This window comes from Candidatus Neomarinimicrobiota bacterium, assembly GCA_018647265.1.
Taxonomy (GTDB): Bacteria; Fidelibacterota; Marinisomatia; order Marinisomatales; family TCS55; genus TCS55.
The window spans coordinates 23,031-37,637 of the sequence record JABGTK010000119.1 but is presented as its reverse complement, the minus strand read 5'-3'; the positions used below and the strand labels follow the sequence as shown (position 1 = coordinate 37,637).

Here is a 14,607-nt window from a genome sequence, read left to right as displayed (position 1 = left end):
TATTGTCTGGAAGGGATGGAGTTTCATCCCTTTTTTATTATATACCTGAAAGTATCAATTAATTTTATTTTTGATCTACTGGTGGTTCTAAAATCTCAAGCATTTCAACCTGAAAAATCATAAATGCCATCGGGCCACCAGGTCCATCATTTTGACCATAGCCAAGGTGGCCAGGGATAAAGATCTGATATTTAGCACCAGGGCTCATGAGTTGTAATCCCTGAGAAAACCCAGGTACTACGCGATCTACGGGAAAGACCGCAGGCTCACCGCGATCATAAGAACTATCAAATGTAGTTCCATCAATTAATTTACCTACGTAATGAATTTTTACGTAATTGGACGGATTTGGTTTGGGACCATCAGCTGGGGTGAGTATTTTATATTGAATACCGCTTTTATGATCAAGAACACCATCTTTCTTAGCATTGGCGTCCATAAATTTTCCGCCTTCGAGCGTGTTAAGCTTTTCAAGATCCATTCGATATTTTGGTAAAGTTATATCATTATATTTTTTTATAACCGATATACGTTCTTTATCTGTCAAAAACAGCTCATTCTTTCCATAATGATCAGTAATTCCAAGAGATAACATTTTATAGTCAATATCCATAAATTGTTGTTCTAAGCGCATAGCAACATCCAGACCTATGGCATAACTGACAGAATCAAGATGACTCTCCAGCCTCTGGTTTATTTTCTGCTCTATAGATTTTTCTGATGTACAAGAAATAAAAATAAGTCCAATTGCAAAAATTGCAAGAATGTGTTTCATGATTTTCCTTTAAAATTAGGGGCTGAATATCTCCAATTTTAAAATTCCATACAATATATTTTAAAACTAGCTTCGGCTATTCCATTAGACGGGAAAGTGAGCATAAATTCCCAATCAATGTTTGAATCAATATTAAATAATCCCGGCATTTTTGAAATCACGATCATTATGATTGTTTTGATTGTTGTGGCCCTTTGGCAAAAACTAAAGCAGGCAGCTGCAGCAATCGGCGGTATTTATATTATATATTTATTTTTTATAGTTTGGGCATCAGATTCATCCAATGAAATTAAAAGTGAAAACATTCAAAAAGAGTTGGGAGAATTTCAAGAAGACTTTGATACGATAGGTTTCGTCAAAGATGCATTAACTGAAGTATTAGAAAACAATGAACCAGAACCAATTACTCCAGAAGAAGAGAAAGTTTTAATTCCGAAGAAAAACAGTGATCTAATAGTATTTAATGAAATAGAAATAGACCTTATTGAGGAAAATCCAAAAAAAGGAGGATCTACCCCAATCTCAAATTTAGAAAATACTATAAAGGTCATTTCGTTTCAATTGGGTAGAAATCTAGTCAATCGCGAATTAGTCGACATTGATTCAGTGTTTTCTGTAGAAGATGAGCGTGTTTATTTTATGACAAAAATTGAAAATATGAATGATTCAAAAATAGTTTATCACAAGTGGTATCATGGGGATATTCTTCGATCAAAAGTTAAAATGGAGATCGGCTGGTCATATAGCTGGCGTACTTGGAGTTACATATCCGTAAGTCCTAATAGATACGGAAATTGGAAGGTTGTTGTTGAAGATTCTTTGGGCACTAGGTATGATTCCCTGTCCTTTAATATTTTAAATGATCTTAATAATTAATTTTTATGAATTTGGTTCGTAATTTATATGATTGGGTGCTAAAATGGTCTGAATCTAAATATGGAGCAGCCGCTCTTTTTGTTATGGCTTTCGCTGAAGCATCATTTTTCCCAATTCCACCAGATGTCCTATTAATTGCATTGGCGTTAGGTTCTAGGTCTAAAGCGCTTAAATTTGGTATTATTTGTTCGGTTGGATCTGTTTTTGGTGCAATGCTTGGTTTCGGAATTGGGCATTATTTATGGTGGGAAAATGCTGGCCAATTCTCATTTTTGGCCCAATTCTTTTTTAATGCAATCCCGGGATTCACTCATGATATTTTTTATTCAATTCAAAATAAGTTCGATATATGGAATTTTTGGGTCATTTTTACAGCTGGTTTTACCCCCATACCATTTAAAGTATTTACCATATCTGCAGGGGCGTTTAATATTAATTTTCCATTGTTTATAATTGCATCCACAATTAGTCGCACTGCGCGCTTTTTGATTGTGAGTGGATTAATATGGAGATTTGGCGAACCCATTAGCGGATTTATTGATAAATATTTCAATAAATTAGCAATATTATTTACGATATTTTTGATTGGTGGCTTCTTATTAATCAAATACTTGGTTTAATCTGCAATGAGGTTTTCAGATAAGTTGTTTCGCGAGGGGAGAGCATCATAAATTCGCGTCCGATTTCGGGGTGTAGCGTAGCCCGGTTAGCGCGCGTCGTTCGGAACGACGAGGTCGGGAGTTCAAATCTCCCCACCCCGACTTTTATTTAAATTGCTATGGAAAAAACTATTACCAATTTTTAAATCAAAGAATATGGCATACGATCATAAAAAGATAGAAAATAAATGGCAGAAATATTGGGAGGAAAATCAAACCTTTCGTGCAGAAGATATTTCTGAGAAGCCCAAATACTATATATTGGATATGTTTCCATATCCTTCTGGAGCGGGACTTCACGTGGGACATCCATTGGGCTATATCGCAACAGATATTATCGCGCGATATAAACGCCATAAGGGATTTAATGTGCTTCATCCTATGGGGTGGGATGCATTTGGATTGCCTGCAGAACAATATGCCATAAAAACGGGAACTCACCCATCAATTACCACAAAAACAAATATTCAGAACTTTCGACGCCAAATCAAAATGTTAGGATTCTCTTATGATTGGGAAAGAGAAATCAATACCACAGATACTGGTTATGTTAAATGGACCCAATGGATATTCCTTCAACTTTTCAAAAAGGGCTTAGCGTACGAAGCAAAGGTTCCGGTTAACTGGTGCCCCGAATTAAAGGCAGTATTAGCAAACGAAGAAGTTATCGATGGAAAATCAGAAATTGGAGGCCATCCTGTAATTCGTGTCCCTATGCGCCAATGGATGTTCAAGATTACGGAATATGCAGAATCGTTACTATCCGGTCTGGATGATCTTGATTGGCCTCATAGCGTAAAAGAGCTTCAGCGTAATTGGATAGGTCGCTCAGAAGGAGCGAATGTCCATTTCCTCATTCCATCTATTAAAGAAAAACTGACTGTTTTTACTACCAGACCTGACACTTTATTTGGTGCTACATACATGGTTATGGCACCTGAGCATCCTCTGGTTACTCAACTCGTTTCAAAAGATCAGAAATCTGATGTACAGAAATATATTGAAGAAGCTGCCAAAAAATCTGATTTAGATCGCACAGAACTCAACAAAGAAAAAACTGGAGTCTATTTAGGTGCGAATGCGATCAATCCTGTCAATGGTGAAGAGATTCAGATTTGGATTTCTGATTATGTGATAATGAGCTATGGTACCGGTGCAATTATGGCGGTCCCAGGACAGGATCAGCGCGATTGGGACTTTGCAAAAGAATTTGATCTCCCGATCATTCGCACAGTAGAAACACCGGATGACTTTGTTGGCGAAGCTTATACGGGCGAAGGGATTGCTATTAATAGCGATTTTTTAAACGGATTAAATATTGATGATGCAAAATCAAAAATGATTGATTGGTTAGGGGAGGGGGATCTCGGGGAAAAAGCGATTCAATTCAAGCTTCGGGATTGGCTGTTTTCTCGTCAACGGTATTGGGGAGAACCAATTCCAATCATTCACCAAAATGGACAAATAGTTCCACTGGATGAATCTGAATTGCCCTTAGAACTTCCTGAAGTAGAAAAGTATGAACCTGCTGGCACTGGCGAATCTCCACTGGCGAATGTTACAGATTGGGTCGAGGTAAAGGACGAATCTGGCAATATCATAGGACTAAGAGAGACCAATACCATGCCCCAATGGGCGGGCTCTTGTTGGTACTTTTTAAGGTATATAGATCCACATAATAATGACAATGCGTGGGCTTCTGAGAAGGAAAAATATTGGATGCCAGTTGATTTATACATTGGTGGCGCTGAGCACGCTGTTCTTCATTTGTTATATTCCCGTTTTTGGCATCACGTTTTATATGATTTAGGGTTCGTATCCACCAAAGAGCCATTCAAAAAATTGTTTAACCAAGGCATGATCCTCGGTCAGGATGGGTCAAAAATGAGCAAATCACGAGGAAATGTTGTAAATCCCGATGAAACTGTTGAAAAATTTGGCGCCGATTCAATGCGTATATATGAAATGTTTATGGGTCCGTTAGATAAAGCAAAACCATGGAGCACAACAGGATTGCAAGGGTGCTTTCGTTTTATCAACAAACTTTGGAATATCTTAGTAACTGATGAAGGATCGCTGTCCCATAATATTACTGACGAGGCGCCATCAAAGGACACTTTACGATTACTAAATAGCATGATTAAGCGCGTCTCAGAAAACCTTGACAAACTTCAGTTTAATACTTGTGTTTCTGAATTCATGATTTTTACTAATCATTTACAAAAATTGGATACTATTAATCAAAATGTATTAAAAACCTTTATAAAAATCTTAAATCCGTTTATGCCGCATATATCTTCGGAACTGTGGGTGTTAATTGGAAAAGATCGTGAATTAACTTTTGAAGAATGGCCTGTATATGATTCAGCACTAATACAATCTGACACTATAAAATTAGCTGTTCAAATTAATGGGAAACGCCGCGATGAAATTGAGGTGGCATTAGATGCAGATGAATTAACAATTTTAAAAATTGCCAAAAAATCTGAAAAGGTACTTAATTTTATTAGTGGAAAAGAATTAGTCAAAGAAATATACGTAAAAGGGAGGTTGGTTAATTTAGTTGTGAGATAATCTATCTCTATATGGAATTATACATAATATATATTATACATCAATTGTGGAGATTGTCTTTGAAGCGCGTTAAATTTTCACTGGATCCAATTATCATAATTTTCTTTTCTGACGACAATATAGTCTCCGATCCAGGATTTAATGTAGAATTGCCTTTTTCATCGATGATACCCACAATTAATAATTCGTAATTCTCTCTTAATTTTGATTCTCCAATTGACTTTCCATTCAATGTATTTAAATGTTCAATCGAAAATTCTTCAATTGAAAAATCTATAGCCATATCATCTTGAGTTTCAAGAGAAACCGTATCTTCCATATAAGGGGTGATTAATAATTCTGCCATTCTGTGACCACCTGTTATATATGGATTAACAACTTTATTGGCCCCAGCTCGCTTTAGCTTTTTTCCAGTATCGTTTATGGAACATCGGCTGATTAAATATGCTTCCTGGTTGAGGTTTCGAGCAGACATAGTTACGAACAAATTGTCTTGGTCGTTATCTAAAACAACAACAACACCTTTGGATCCCTCAATACCCGCATCTATAAGTGTATCATCAAAAGTGGCATCACCATGGATGTAAGTATATCCCAATTCATTAATTGTGGTAACTTTAGTTTCGTTTAATTCTACGACAACAAAAGGAATTTTCTTTTTATGAAACTCTCCTGCAATAACGGCGCCCATTCTACCGTAACCGCAAATGATATAGTGGTTTTTCAATTTTGAAATTTTCTTTAACATGCTTCGGCTCCTTGAAGTATTAATTTGAATTAATTCGGCGCCCAGTTCATATATAATGACTGCAAATCCGCTGACACCGAATACTATAACTAAAACGGTCCATATTTTTCCCAAATCGGTTAATTGATGAACTTCCCCATAGCCCACAGTTGAAAGTGTAATGATCGTCATATAAATGCTGTCTACAATAGTCCATTCTGCTCCACCTATTGAATAGAATCCAGCTGAACCGATGGTAACCAAAGCACCAAAATAAATCATATACTTCAATCGTTTTCCGCTGAACAATTTATTCATTAATATTTTTTCGCAAGTTTTGATTCATCCAATTCATATATTTTGAACTTCCATCCTCAATACTAACAATAATCATTTCTGGAATATCGTAGGAGTGAAGTTCGTCAATTACTTTTTCAATATCATCTTTAAATTTGGCATCAGTTTTAATCATGAGAAGAAATTCCGATTCTCGGCATATCTTGTTTTCCCACTCGTAAATTGACTCAATATTTGGAATAATATTAACACATGCAGCTAATTTATTTCCTACCAAATAACTTCCAATCTTTTGCGCCTCTTCCCTGCTGCTTGTGGTTGAATAAATTATAACCGGTTTCATGCTATGAAGTTACGGTTGAGGATGATTTACAGCAAAAGAAACCAATTGAGTTGTTCGTGTGAATGTGAAAAAAGTGATAATTTCTGTCCTGATATGCGCCCGTAGCTCAGCTGGATAGAGTGCTTGCCTCCGGAGCAAGAGGTCACAGGTTCGAATCCTGTCGGGCGTACAGTAATTAATCTAATTCAAAATATTTTTTAAAATCTGGACAAATTTAAACGCTTCAGAATAGGTATTGTATAAAGGAGTAGGCGCAATACGAAGTACATTAGGTTCCCTCCAGTCACAAACTATATTTTTATTTACCAACGCTTCATAAACAGATTTTCCATTTTCTACCATCATGGATATTTGACAGCCTCGCTCACTCGGATTGTTTGGCGTTATAATCGACATTTGGGGCAATTCACTCCTAATGATAGATTCTAAATAACCGGTCAATTGATGACTAACTTCTACAAATCGACTCATCCCAACTTCCCTATATATTTCCAGTCCATTTTTTAAGGGCGCCATGCTAAATATGGGTGAATTACTAATACCCCATCCGGCAGCATTTTGAATGGGATCTAAATTTGGATCCATTTTAAAGCGCGTATCAATTTTATTGCTCCACCACCCTGCGAATCGTGCGCCCTCCCATTTATGATGCTTTTCATGGACAAAAATTCCTGAGGGTGCTCCAGGTCCACAATTCAAATACTTGTAATTACACCACGCAGCAAAATCCACATTCCAATCATGCATATTAAGTGAGACATTTCCCGCTGCATGAGCAAGATCATACCCAACAAAAGCACCTACCTTTTTCCCGGCTTCAGCGATTATTTCCATATCGTATTTTTGGCCTGTATAATAATTCACACCACCCAACATAATTAAAGCGGTGGATTCGCCATTTAATTCAATTGTCTTAAGAATATCGTCTGTACTTAGACAATATTCCCCTTCCTTGGGTTTTAACTCAATGAGAGTATCATTAGGATCTAATCCATGGAATTCAATTTGAGATTTTACCGCATATTGATCTGAAGGAAATGCGCCTCCTTCTATTATAATCTTATATTTCATTTTAGTTGGTCGATAAAAAGAAACCATCAATAAATGAAGATTTACAGTGAGGGCATTCATGACCATAAATTCATGGGATTGCCCCCCAATAATCGGTTCAAAATGTCCTAAGAAGCGCTCGTGAAAATTTATCCAATCAGAAAAATATCCATCAGCGCCTTTTTTGGCCCAATTATTCGCTTCCTCAAGGAGGGAATTCGATACTCCCTTCGGTTGTAAACCCAATGAATTTCCAGAAAAATACAGAACTGGCTTGCCATCTTTCTTTGGAAGATGAAACCGGTCTCGAATATATTTTAACGGATTGTTCTCGTCCAATTGATTGGCATAATCTTTGGAAAAGAGTTCACCCATCATGTACCAATACGACCGCCGTCTACTGCCATATTATATCCATTTATATAACTGGCGGAACTTGAGGCTAAGAATGCAACAGCACTTCCTATTTCTTCCGGTTTTCCCAATCGTTTCAAAGAAGTATTGTTAGCCCATCCAGATTCAATCTCTTTCGGAGTAACATCTAATTCTTTGGCTTTTGAAGTTGAAAGTTCTTTCAATCTTTCTGTAGATGTATATCCAGGTAAAATATTATTGACTGTAATGCCGAATGGACCTAATTCTAGGGCCAGTGTTTTTGCCCATTGGGCCACAGCCCCTCGAATGGTATTGGATACGCCTAGCCCTTTAATTACTTGGTTAACGGATATTGAAATAATATTGATGATGCGTCCATAGCCATTCTTTTTCATTTTTGACGCAATAGCTTGGGTGATAATTTGGTTAGCAATTACCAGCCTTTCAAAAGCTATACGGAATTCATTTTCATCTGCGTTTAATAATTCGCCCCCGTGAGGACCGCCAGAATTATTGACTAATATGTGAATATTTTCATTTAATCGCGTAGATATTGCATTTTTCACTTCAGTAGAAGTATTGAAATCAGCGCAAACCATAGAATGTTTCTGGCCAAATTCCGTCGAAAGCTGGGCGCAAGTCTTGGCGAGTTTCTGTTTATTCCGTGCCATCAATATAATTTCAGCGCCACGATCAGCTAAAAGTAGCGCAGTTGCTTTTCCAATGCCATCAGTGCTGCCACAGACTAATGCTCTTTTTCCCCTTAGCGATAGATCCATTATTTATCTTTTACATGGAAGTGGAAACCCAAGTTTTTCTCCACCTCACGGGGAAGTTTTGGCAAAGCCGATCTTGGTATCAAGAAAGTGGTCAATTCGCTTATATCACTAAATATTCGGTGTTTTTCTGCTGTCTTGGTTAAGTATTCAGAACCGGTGGAACCTCCTGTCCCAATTTTTCGTCCAATCATTCTGGATACCATCAATGCATGTCGATATCGCCAAGTGGTAAATAATTCATCAACATCCGCTAATTTTGTTAATATTTTATATGGATTGAGTAAAATCGGCTGATCTCTGTACAATTGAATCAATAATGCCGCTTGTGTTGCTTGCAGAGATAATCGCCAGTTCCCATCATCTACCATTTTATTATGCTGTTCTTCGTTTAAAACAACACCGAAAGAGGCCTCAGTTTTACCATATTCTGATAAATGTTTTTCTTTCTCCTCATCTGAAAGCTTTTCATTCGTTTCAATCAAACGACGATCATCGCTCAACATATTTGAAACGGCTTGTTCATACTCATCCCAGAATGAAGTTTCACCCCAATTTAAAAATGGCGTTCTTTCAAGCCAGGATTCGATTAATTCAAATAGTGACTTTTCATTCTCAGTTTTCTTTACTTTATCTCTATCCGATTCATGGAGATATGTGCAGTAATTCGCGCCACCATAACTGTAACGATCTTCTGTTTTTAGTCCTAGTTTATTTTCAATCTTTCTGAATTGTACACTTTGGAACCCAGAAGCAGGTATAAGAAAATCCCTGAAATCAAGAAAATCCATGGGTGTCATCGTTTCCAAAACATGTACTTGATCGATGAGGATTTTCTGAATTTCTATAATTCGGTCGAGGCGAGACACAACAATTCCAACATGCGATTCGTTTATTTCTTCTTTAGCAAAAATCTTCAAAACAGAATCCAATTCAAAGAGAATTTGCTTGAACCACAATTCATATACTTGATGTATAATTATAAATAACATTTCATCATGGGCTGGCTGTCCATATTCATCACTTTTTAAGTTTTGGCTCTGGAGAATTTTTTCAAGCTCTAAATAGTCTTGATAATATTGCGGGGGGTATGGTTTTTCTTTATTCATAAGTTTATCTCAAGTTGTAAAATGTTGAATGCGAAATACTGTATCAAAATTCATCAAAAGAAAGCGAATCTTGTTGAGGTGAAATTAATTACTATGAAAAATCAATGGTGTAATTGCTCAGCCGCTTCCACTGTGTTTTCAACCAGCATAGCAATTGTCATGGGGCCAACACCGCCAGGAACTGGTGTCAGTGCTGATGATTTTCCCGACAAGGAGATCTGTTCCCCATCGCCGACTAATTTATATCCTTTGGAAGAATCATTGTCTACGCGGTTAATACCTACGTCAATAATTACTGCACCTTCCTTAATATTGTCCCCCTTCAAAAACTCGGGCGAACCCAAGGCCAAAATTAGGATATCCGCCTGTTTCGTGTAGTCGATTAAATTTTGAGTGCCTGAATGACATATTGTTGTTGTTGCATTTGAATTATGCTGTTTCAAACTGGTGAGGATTGAAATAGGCCTACCAACGATATTGCTACGACCCACAACAACAACGTGCTTTCCGGAAAGATTAATTTTATAATGTTCAAGAATGCGCATTATACCTTTGGGTGTACAAGGAATAAAAGTCGGCTTACCTGCCGCGAGACAACCTAAATTGTATGGATGAAATCCATCCACATCTTTTTTTGGATTAACAGTATTTAATACAGCGTCACTGTCAATATGCTTAGGTAATGGCAATTGAATCAAAATGCCATGATACTGATTATCATTATTTAATTCATTAATTTTAGATATTAATTGATTCTGGGAAGCATCGGCAGGATATTGCATTGTTTCTGAATGGAGACCAAGTTTATGGAATTTACGTGTTTTATTTCGAACGTAAACTTGGGAGGCTGGATCTTCACCAACGAGAATAACAGCAAGTCCAGGTGTAATGTTTTTTGATTTGAGTACCGATATACGATCTAAAAGTGAATCGTAAACGGATTTACTGACCTCTTTGCCGGATAATATTTTTGTATCCAAGGTCAGTACGAATATGATTTAATGCTGAATTGCTTCGTCAACAATTTCAATCAAAGAAGATATTTTAGTTTCAACATCATTTTTGATCTTTTCATTTTGCTGATTGGCGGAGAATAGATCGTCGGATATATTCATAGCTGCAAGAATTGCAACCTTTGCCGGCACTTGAGGCGTGGCCAATTCGTCTTGAACTTCCCGCATTTTCATATCAACATACTCAGCAATATTCTTGATATAGGTAGCATCTGCAGGTGCCTTGATGGTGTATTCCTGACCATAAATAGTCACCTTTACATAATTTTCACTTCCGTCCATTATATCACTCATTTTATTCTACCGTAAGTTAGCACTGTATTTTTTAGAAACCACTCTGATAATTTCATCTATCACTGGATTTACGTCCTTGTCTTCAAGTGTTTTGGAACTGCTTTGAAATACAAGATTAAAGGCGACTGCCTTTTTTCCCTTTCCAACGGATTCATGCCTAAATACATTCACCGCTTCAACCTTTTTTAATATGGACCTGCCATTATTTATAATTGTTCTATTTATTTCCCCAACTAACATTTCTTCATTTACAACAAAATTCAAATCACGTTCAACCATTGGATAGGTTGCGATAGATTGATATGTAACTTTTTCATTAGCTAAAGCCATCACTTTGTTAAGATCAAATTGGAAACCAAAAGTTGAACCAAGATCCAGATTCATTGTAGAGCCAAATTTAGATGAGATATCTCCAATTATACCAATTGTTTCCCCATTGTGTTTGATTGAAAATGCATTGGTAAATCCTAAAGTTGTATCTGCTTCCGATTTAAATTCAAAATTATGAATATTTAAACGAAGTAACAGTGCGTCAACCATGCCCTTAAGTGCCAAAAAGGATGCGGGTCGAGATTTTTTACTGTGAACAGAATTTTTTGTTATATTTCCGTGAATAATCCCTGACAATTGGAACTTTTCTACAATTCCTTTAAAACCTGGACTTTTTTGCTCAAACACATTGCCCCACTCTACCAATCTTAACTCAGGCCACCCATTTTTAAAATTATAGTCTGTAGTTGACAATAAACCCTGGATTAAACTTGTGCGCAGATGACTCATAGTATCCGAAAGAGGATTCATTACCTTAACTGGCAATATATTTAAAATGGATACTTTTCGTCTGGATTGGAGTGAATTATTAAAAACTTGTGTAAATCCCAACCCTGATAGAATGGACATAATTGTGGAAATCCCCTTATGGGGATCGGGCTCATGAGATTCCATAATGCCGCTATAATGATATTTTGATGGCACATTATCATAACCAAATATGCGAATAACTTCTTCTATTAAGTCAACTTCCCGCTCAAGGTCAGGACGCCATGACGGTGGAGTGCATTTCCATTCTATGGACTTTCCATTAACGTTGAATCCTAAATCTGAAAGCGTATTAACAATAAAAGTATCTTCAATTTCACAGCCAGACAATAAATCCAGTTTTGCACGTGTCAGAAGGACTGAAGGTTGCACAGTCTTTTTTGGATATGGGTCTACAATGCCAGGAACCCACTCCCCTCCTGTAACATCCTCTACAAGGCAAATAACGCGCCAGAATGCGCTTTCTGCACCATTCGGGTCAGCACCACGTTCAAATCGTTTAGATGCATCAGTGCTCATACCCAATGCTTTGGCGCCTTTCCTTATGGTGGGTGCATCAAAATATGCACTTTCAATAAGAATGTTTTCTGTTGCCTCAGTTACGGCACTTTCAAGTCCCCCCATAATTCCGGCAATAGCTATGGGAGATTCCCCATTAGTGATCAACAATTCATTCGGAGATAATTTTCTCTCCACTTCATCCAGTGTAGTTATTTTTTCGCCTTTTTTACCACGGCGAATTAAGATTTCTTTTGACCCTAATTTATCATAATCAAAAATATGAGTGGGATGACCCATTTCCATCATTACGTAATTTGATATATCAACAATATTATTTATTGGTCTTTGGCCAATGGATTCTAATCGATTTTTCAGCCATTCAGGCGATGGTCTTACTTTTACATTTTTTACGATTCCTGCTACATACCGCGGGCAATCATCGGCATTTTCGAATACTACAGAAACAAAATCTTCAGCTTTATTCGTTATAAATTCTCGTTTTTTATACTCAGGCGTTTTTAAATGAGATTTTATTTTTACAGCTAAGTCACGAGCCACACCCAAATGTGAAAAACAATCTGGACGATTAGGGGTTATATCCAACTCGATCGATGCTGAATGTTCATTTAAATAATCCACTAATGCAGAACCATTCTTGGCCGTAGTGTCCAGAATCATAATGCCATCATGCTCGTCAGAAATACCCATTTCACTTTCAGAGCAAATCATTCCTTGGCTCACTTCACCTCGAATTTTTGCTTTTCCAATTTTAAAATCACCAGGAAGAATTGATCCTACAGGAGCAAACGCAATTTTCTGCCCTGAAGCCACATTAGGCGCACCACACACAACTGGTAATGTTTTGTTACCGTCATACACCTGACATAATTTGAGTTTATCAGCGTTTGGATGCTTAATGCATTCTTTTACTTCGCCAATAATAATATCTTTTAATTTTGATGTGTCCAGCCCCTCCTCTGCTTCCAATCCGAGCATGGTTAAAGTATCTGCAATTTCCTGAGTGTTTCCAGGCGTATCTACAAATTCTTTGAGCCAGTTAATAGAAATGCGCATTAAAATTGCTCCAAAAATCGCATATCACCTTGGTAAAGAAGTCTAATATCATCAATATCATATTTTAACATACAAATTCGTTCGACGCCCATTCCAAATGCAAAACCATGCCATACATCGGAGTCAATATTCACCGATTTGAAAACTTCTGGATCTACCATACCACAACCAAGAATTTCGAGCCATTGACCTCTTTTTTCACTCCAGATATCTACTTCGGCGCTTGGTTCTGTGAACGGGAAAAAACTGGGACGAAATCTCATTTTCGCATCTGATCCAAACATTCTTTTAACAAAATATTCAAGGATTCCTTTTTGATCAGCAAAGGAAACATGTTTATCAACGTAAAGGCCTTCCACTTGATGGAAAAGGCAATAACTTTTATAACTTATGGCTTCATTGCGATAAACTCGTCCGGGAACAATGAACCGCAATGGTGGATCCTGTTCTTCCATTAAATGAATTTGGACATTTGATGTGTGGGTGCGTAAAACTGTTTCAGGATCTATAAAAAATGTGTCCTGCATATCTCTTGCAGGATGCTCTGGGGGAAAGTTTAGTGCGCTGAAATTATGAAAATCATCGTCTATTTCCGGTCCATAAGTGACGGAAAAACCGATATTCATAAAAATTGATTTTATATCCTCCATTGTCTGTTGAAGGGGATGAACGTTTCCAGTGGGAAATTTTAATCCAGGGAGCGTATAATCTGATTCACCATTAATGATTTTCATGGGGTCATCAGGTGAATCTTTGTGTGAGTCGAAGACAGAAGCGATTTCCTGCTTCAATTCATTTAGTAATTTACCGGCAAGTGGCCTTTCATCGGATGAAACATCCTTCATAGACGAAAACAAGTCTGCGACAAGGCCTTTACGACCCATATATTTTACACGTAATTCTTCAGTTGACTCGCTATTTTTGGGAAAGGGATCAGAATCGGCCCGAAATAAATTTCGGACCGATTCGATTGATTCCTTCAGTTTCATCAACTATTAACGGCTTTCGCCAATTCAGCAAAAGTATTGGGCTCATTCATAGCCATATCGGCTAAGACCTTTCGGTCGAGATCAATTCCTTTTACTTTCAGTCCATTGATGAACTGTGAATAGGACAAGCCATGTTGCCGCGCAGCCGCATTAATCCGGATAATCCACAGACGTCTGAAATGACGTTTTTTCTGTCTCCTATCTCGATATGCATACAATCCTGCCTTCTCAACTGCATCTTTAGCAGCTTTGAAGTTGCGGCTCCGGGCACCATAGTAGCCCTTGGCCTGCTTCACTATTTTGCGATGTCGTCTGTGCCGAGGCACAGAACTATTTGCTCTAGGCATTATAGTCTC

14 protein-coding genes and 2 tRNA genes are annotated in these 14,607 nt (G+C 37.4%); 5 read left to right on the top strand and 11 right to left on the bottom strand.

What is annotated here, in order from left to right; translation table 11 throughout:
• Positions 1-64: 64 nt before the first annotated feature.
• On the bottom strand, positions 65-775 hold the full coding sequence (locus HN459_07195; protein MBT3479234.1) for an FKBP-type peptidyl-prolyl cis-trans isomerase: 711 nt from the start codon (positions 773-775) through the stop codon (positions 65-67).
• Positions 776-943: 168 nt separating this feature from the next.
• Between HN459_07195 and HN459_07190 the strand changes: the two genes are divergently transcribed.
• The 4 genes from HN459_07190 (at position 944) to HN459_07175 (ending at position 4,884) form a co-directional block, all read left to right on the top strand.
• A complete protein-coding gene (locus HN459_07190) occupies positions 944-1,651 on the top strand; it encodes a DUF2914 domain-containing protein (protein ID MBT3479233.1) in 708 nt (235 codons plus the stop codon).
• A 5-nt stretch (positions 1,652-1,656) separates the two neighbouring features.
• Positions 1,657-2,271 carry a DedA family protein gene (locus HN459_07185; GenBank protein ID MBT3479232.1) on the top strand — a complete coding sequence of 205 codons (615 nt, stop codon included), beginning with the start codon at positions 1,657-1,659 and terminating at the stop codon, positions 2,269-2,271.
• Positions 2,272-2,337: 66 nt separating this feature from the next.
• A tRNA-Pro gene (locus tag HN459_07180) sits at positions 2,338-2,412 on the top strand.
• 54 nt (positions 2,413-2,466) lie between these two features.
• A complete protein-coding gene (locus HN459_07175; GenBank protein MBT3479231.1) occupies positions 2,467-4,884 on the top strand; it encodes a leucine--tRNA ligase in 2,418 nt (805 codons plus the stop codon).
• Positions 4,885-4,924: 40 nt separating this feature from the next.
• Here HN459_07175 and HN459_07170 read toward each other — a convergent pair whose 3' ends face one another.
• Together HN459_07170 and HN459_07165 are read right to left on the bottom strand one after the other, a co-directional pair.
• Positions 4,925-5,929 carry a potassium channel protein gene (locus HN459_07170; protein MBT3479230.1) on the bottom strand — a complete coding sequence of 335 codons (1,005 nt, stop codon included), beginning with the start codon at positions 5,927-5,929 and terminating at the stop codon, positions 4,925-4,927.
• Positions 5,922-6,251 carry a divalent-cation tolerance protein CutA gene (locus tag HN459_07165; GenBank protein ID MBT3479229.1) on the bottom strand — a complete coding sequence of 110 codons (330 nt, stop codon included), beginning with the start codon at positions 6,249-6,251 and terminating at the stop codon, positions 5,922-5,924. Before HN459_07165 ends, HN459_07170 begins: the two co-directional genes overlap by 8 nt.
• Before the next feature lie 95 nt (positions 6,252-6,346).
• Here HN459_07165 and HN459_07160 point away from each other — a divergent pair.
• A tRNA-Arg gene (locus HN459_07160) sits at positions 6,347-6,420 on the top strand.
• A gap of 11 nt (positions 6,421-6,431) precedes the next feature.
• On the opposite strand, the gene kynU is transcribed toward HN459_07160, so the two are convergent.
• The 8 genes from kynU to rplT form a co-directional block, all read right to left on the bottom strand.
• Positions 6,432-7,676 (bottom strand): kynureninase, encoded by a 1,245-nt coding sequence (kynU, locus tag HN459_07155; protein MBT3479228.1) that lies wholly within the window; start codon positions 7,674-7,676, stop codon positions 6,432-6,434.
• Positions 7,676-8,455: an SDR family oxidoreductase gene (locus HN459_07150; GenBank protein MBT3479227.1), complete on the bottom strand. Its 780-nt coding sequence runs from the start codon at positions 8,453-8,455 to the stop codon at positions 7,676-7,678. The genes kynU and HN459_07150 overlap by 1 nt, the downstream gene beginning before the upstream one ends.
• On the bottom strand, positions 8,455-9,561 hold the full coding sequence (locus HN459_07145) for a tryptophan 2,3-dioxygenase (protein ID MBT3479226.1): 1,107 nt from the start codon (positions 9,559-9,561) through the stop codon (positions 8,455-8,457). Before HN459_07145 ends, HN459_07150 begins: the two co-directional genes overlap by 1 nt.
• A gap of 101 nt (positions 9,562-9,662) precedes the next feature.
• Positions 9,663-10,541 carry a bifunctional 5,10-methylenetetrahydrofolate dehydrogenase/5,10-methenyltetrahydrofolate cyclohydrolase gene (locus HN459_07140; protein MBT3479225.1) on the bottom strand — a complete coding sequence of 293 codons (879 nt, stop codon included), beginning with the start codon at positions 10,539-10,541 and terminating at the stop codon, positions 9,663-9,665.
• Between the two features lie 18 nt (positions 10,542-10,559).
• Positions 10,560-10,868, bottom strand: coding sequence for a cell division protein ZapA (locus HN459_07135; GenBank protein ID MBT3479224.1), 309 nt, complete (start codon positions 10,866-10,868; stop codon positions 10,560-10,562).
• Between the two features lie 6 nt (positions 10,869-10,874).
• On the bottom strand, positions 10,875-13,262 hold the full coding sequence (locus HN459_07130) for a phenylalanine--tRNA ligase subunit beta (protein ID MBT3479223.1): 2,388 nt from the start codon (positions 13,260-13,262) through the stop codon (positions 10,875-10,877).
• Entirely contained in the window at positions 13,262-14,251 is a 990-nt protein-coding gene (pheS, locus tag HN459_07125) for a phenylalanine--tRNA ligase subunit alpha (protein ID MBT3479222.1), read from the bottom strand. The genes HN459_07130 and pheS overlap by 1 nt, the downstream gene beginning before the upstream one ends.
• Positions 14,251-14,598 carry a 50S ribosomal protein L20 gene (gene rplT, locus HN459_07120; GenBank protein ID MBT3479221.1) on the bottom strand — a complete coding sequence of 116 codons (348 nt, stop codon included), beginning with the start codon at positions 14,596-14,598 and terminating at the stop codon, positions 14,251-14,253. The genes pheS and rplT overlap by 1 nt, the downstream gene beginning before the upstream one ends.
• Between the last annotated feature and the right edge of the window lie 9 nt (positions 14,599-14,607).

Bases quoted from the DNA above. Each gene is read 5' to 3' on its own strand.
- HN459_07185 (MBT3479232.1), top strand. From the start codon at position 1,657: ATGAATTTGGTTCGTAATTTATATGATTGGGTGCTAAAATGGTCTGAA.
- kynU (MBT3479228.1), bottom strand. From the start codon at position 7,676: ATGGGTGAACTCTTTTCCAAAGATTATGCCAATCAATTGGACGAGAAC.
- HN459_07150 (MBT3479227.1), bottom strand. From the start codon at position 8,455: ATGGATCTATCGCTAAGGGGAAAAAGAGCATTAGTCTGTGGCAGCACT.
- HN459_07195 (MBT3479234.1), bottom strand. From the start codon at position 775: ATGAAACACATTCTTGCAATTTTTGCAATTGGACTTATTTTTATTTCT.
- HN459_07190 (MBT3479233.1), top strand. From the start codon at position 944: ATGATTGTTTTGATTGTTGTGGCCCTTTGGCAAAAACTAAAGCAGGCA.
- HN459_07170 (MBT3479230.1), bottom strand. From the start codon at position 5,929: ATGAATAAATTGTTCAGCGGAAAACGATTGAAGTATATGATTTATTTT.
- HN459_07145 (MBT3479226.1), bottom strand. From the start codon at position 9,561: ATGAATAAAGAAAAACCATACCCCCCGCAATATTATCAAGACTATTTA.
- HN459_07130 (MBT3479223.1), bottom strand. From the start codon at position 13,262: ATGCGCATTTCTATTAACTGGCTCAAAGAATTTGTAGATACGCCTGGA.
- pheS (MBT3479222.1), bottom strand. From the start codon at position 14,251: ATGAAACTGAAGGAATCAATCGAATCGGTCCGAAATTTATTTCGGGCC.
- HN459_07165 (MBT3479229.1), bottom strand. From the start codon at position 6,251: ATGAAACCGGTTATAATTTATTCAACCACAAGCAGCAGGGAAGAGGCG.
- HN459_07175 (MBT3479231.1), top strand. From the start codon at position 2,467: ATGGCATACGATCATAAAAAGATAGAAAATAAATGGCAGAAATATTGG.
- HN459_07135 (MBT3479224.1), bottom strand. From the start codon at position 10,868: ATGAGTGATATAATGGACGGAAGTGAAAATTATGTAAAGGTGACTATT.
- rplT (MBT3479221.1), bottom strand. From the start codon at position 14,598: ATGCCTAGAGCAAATAGTTCTGTGCCTCGGCACAGACGACATCGCAAA.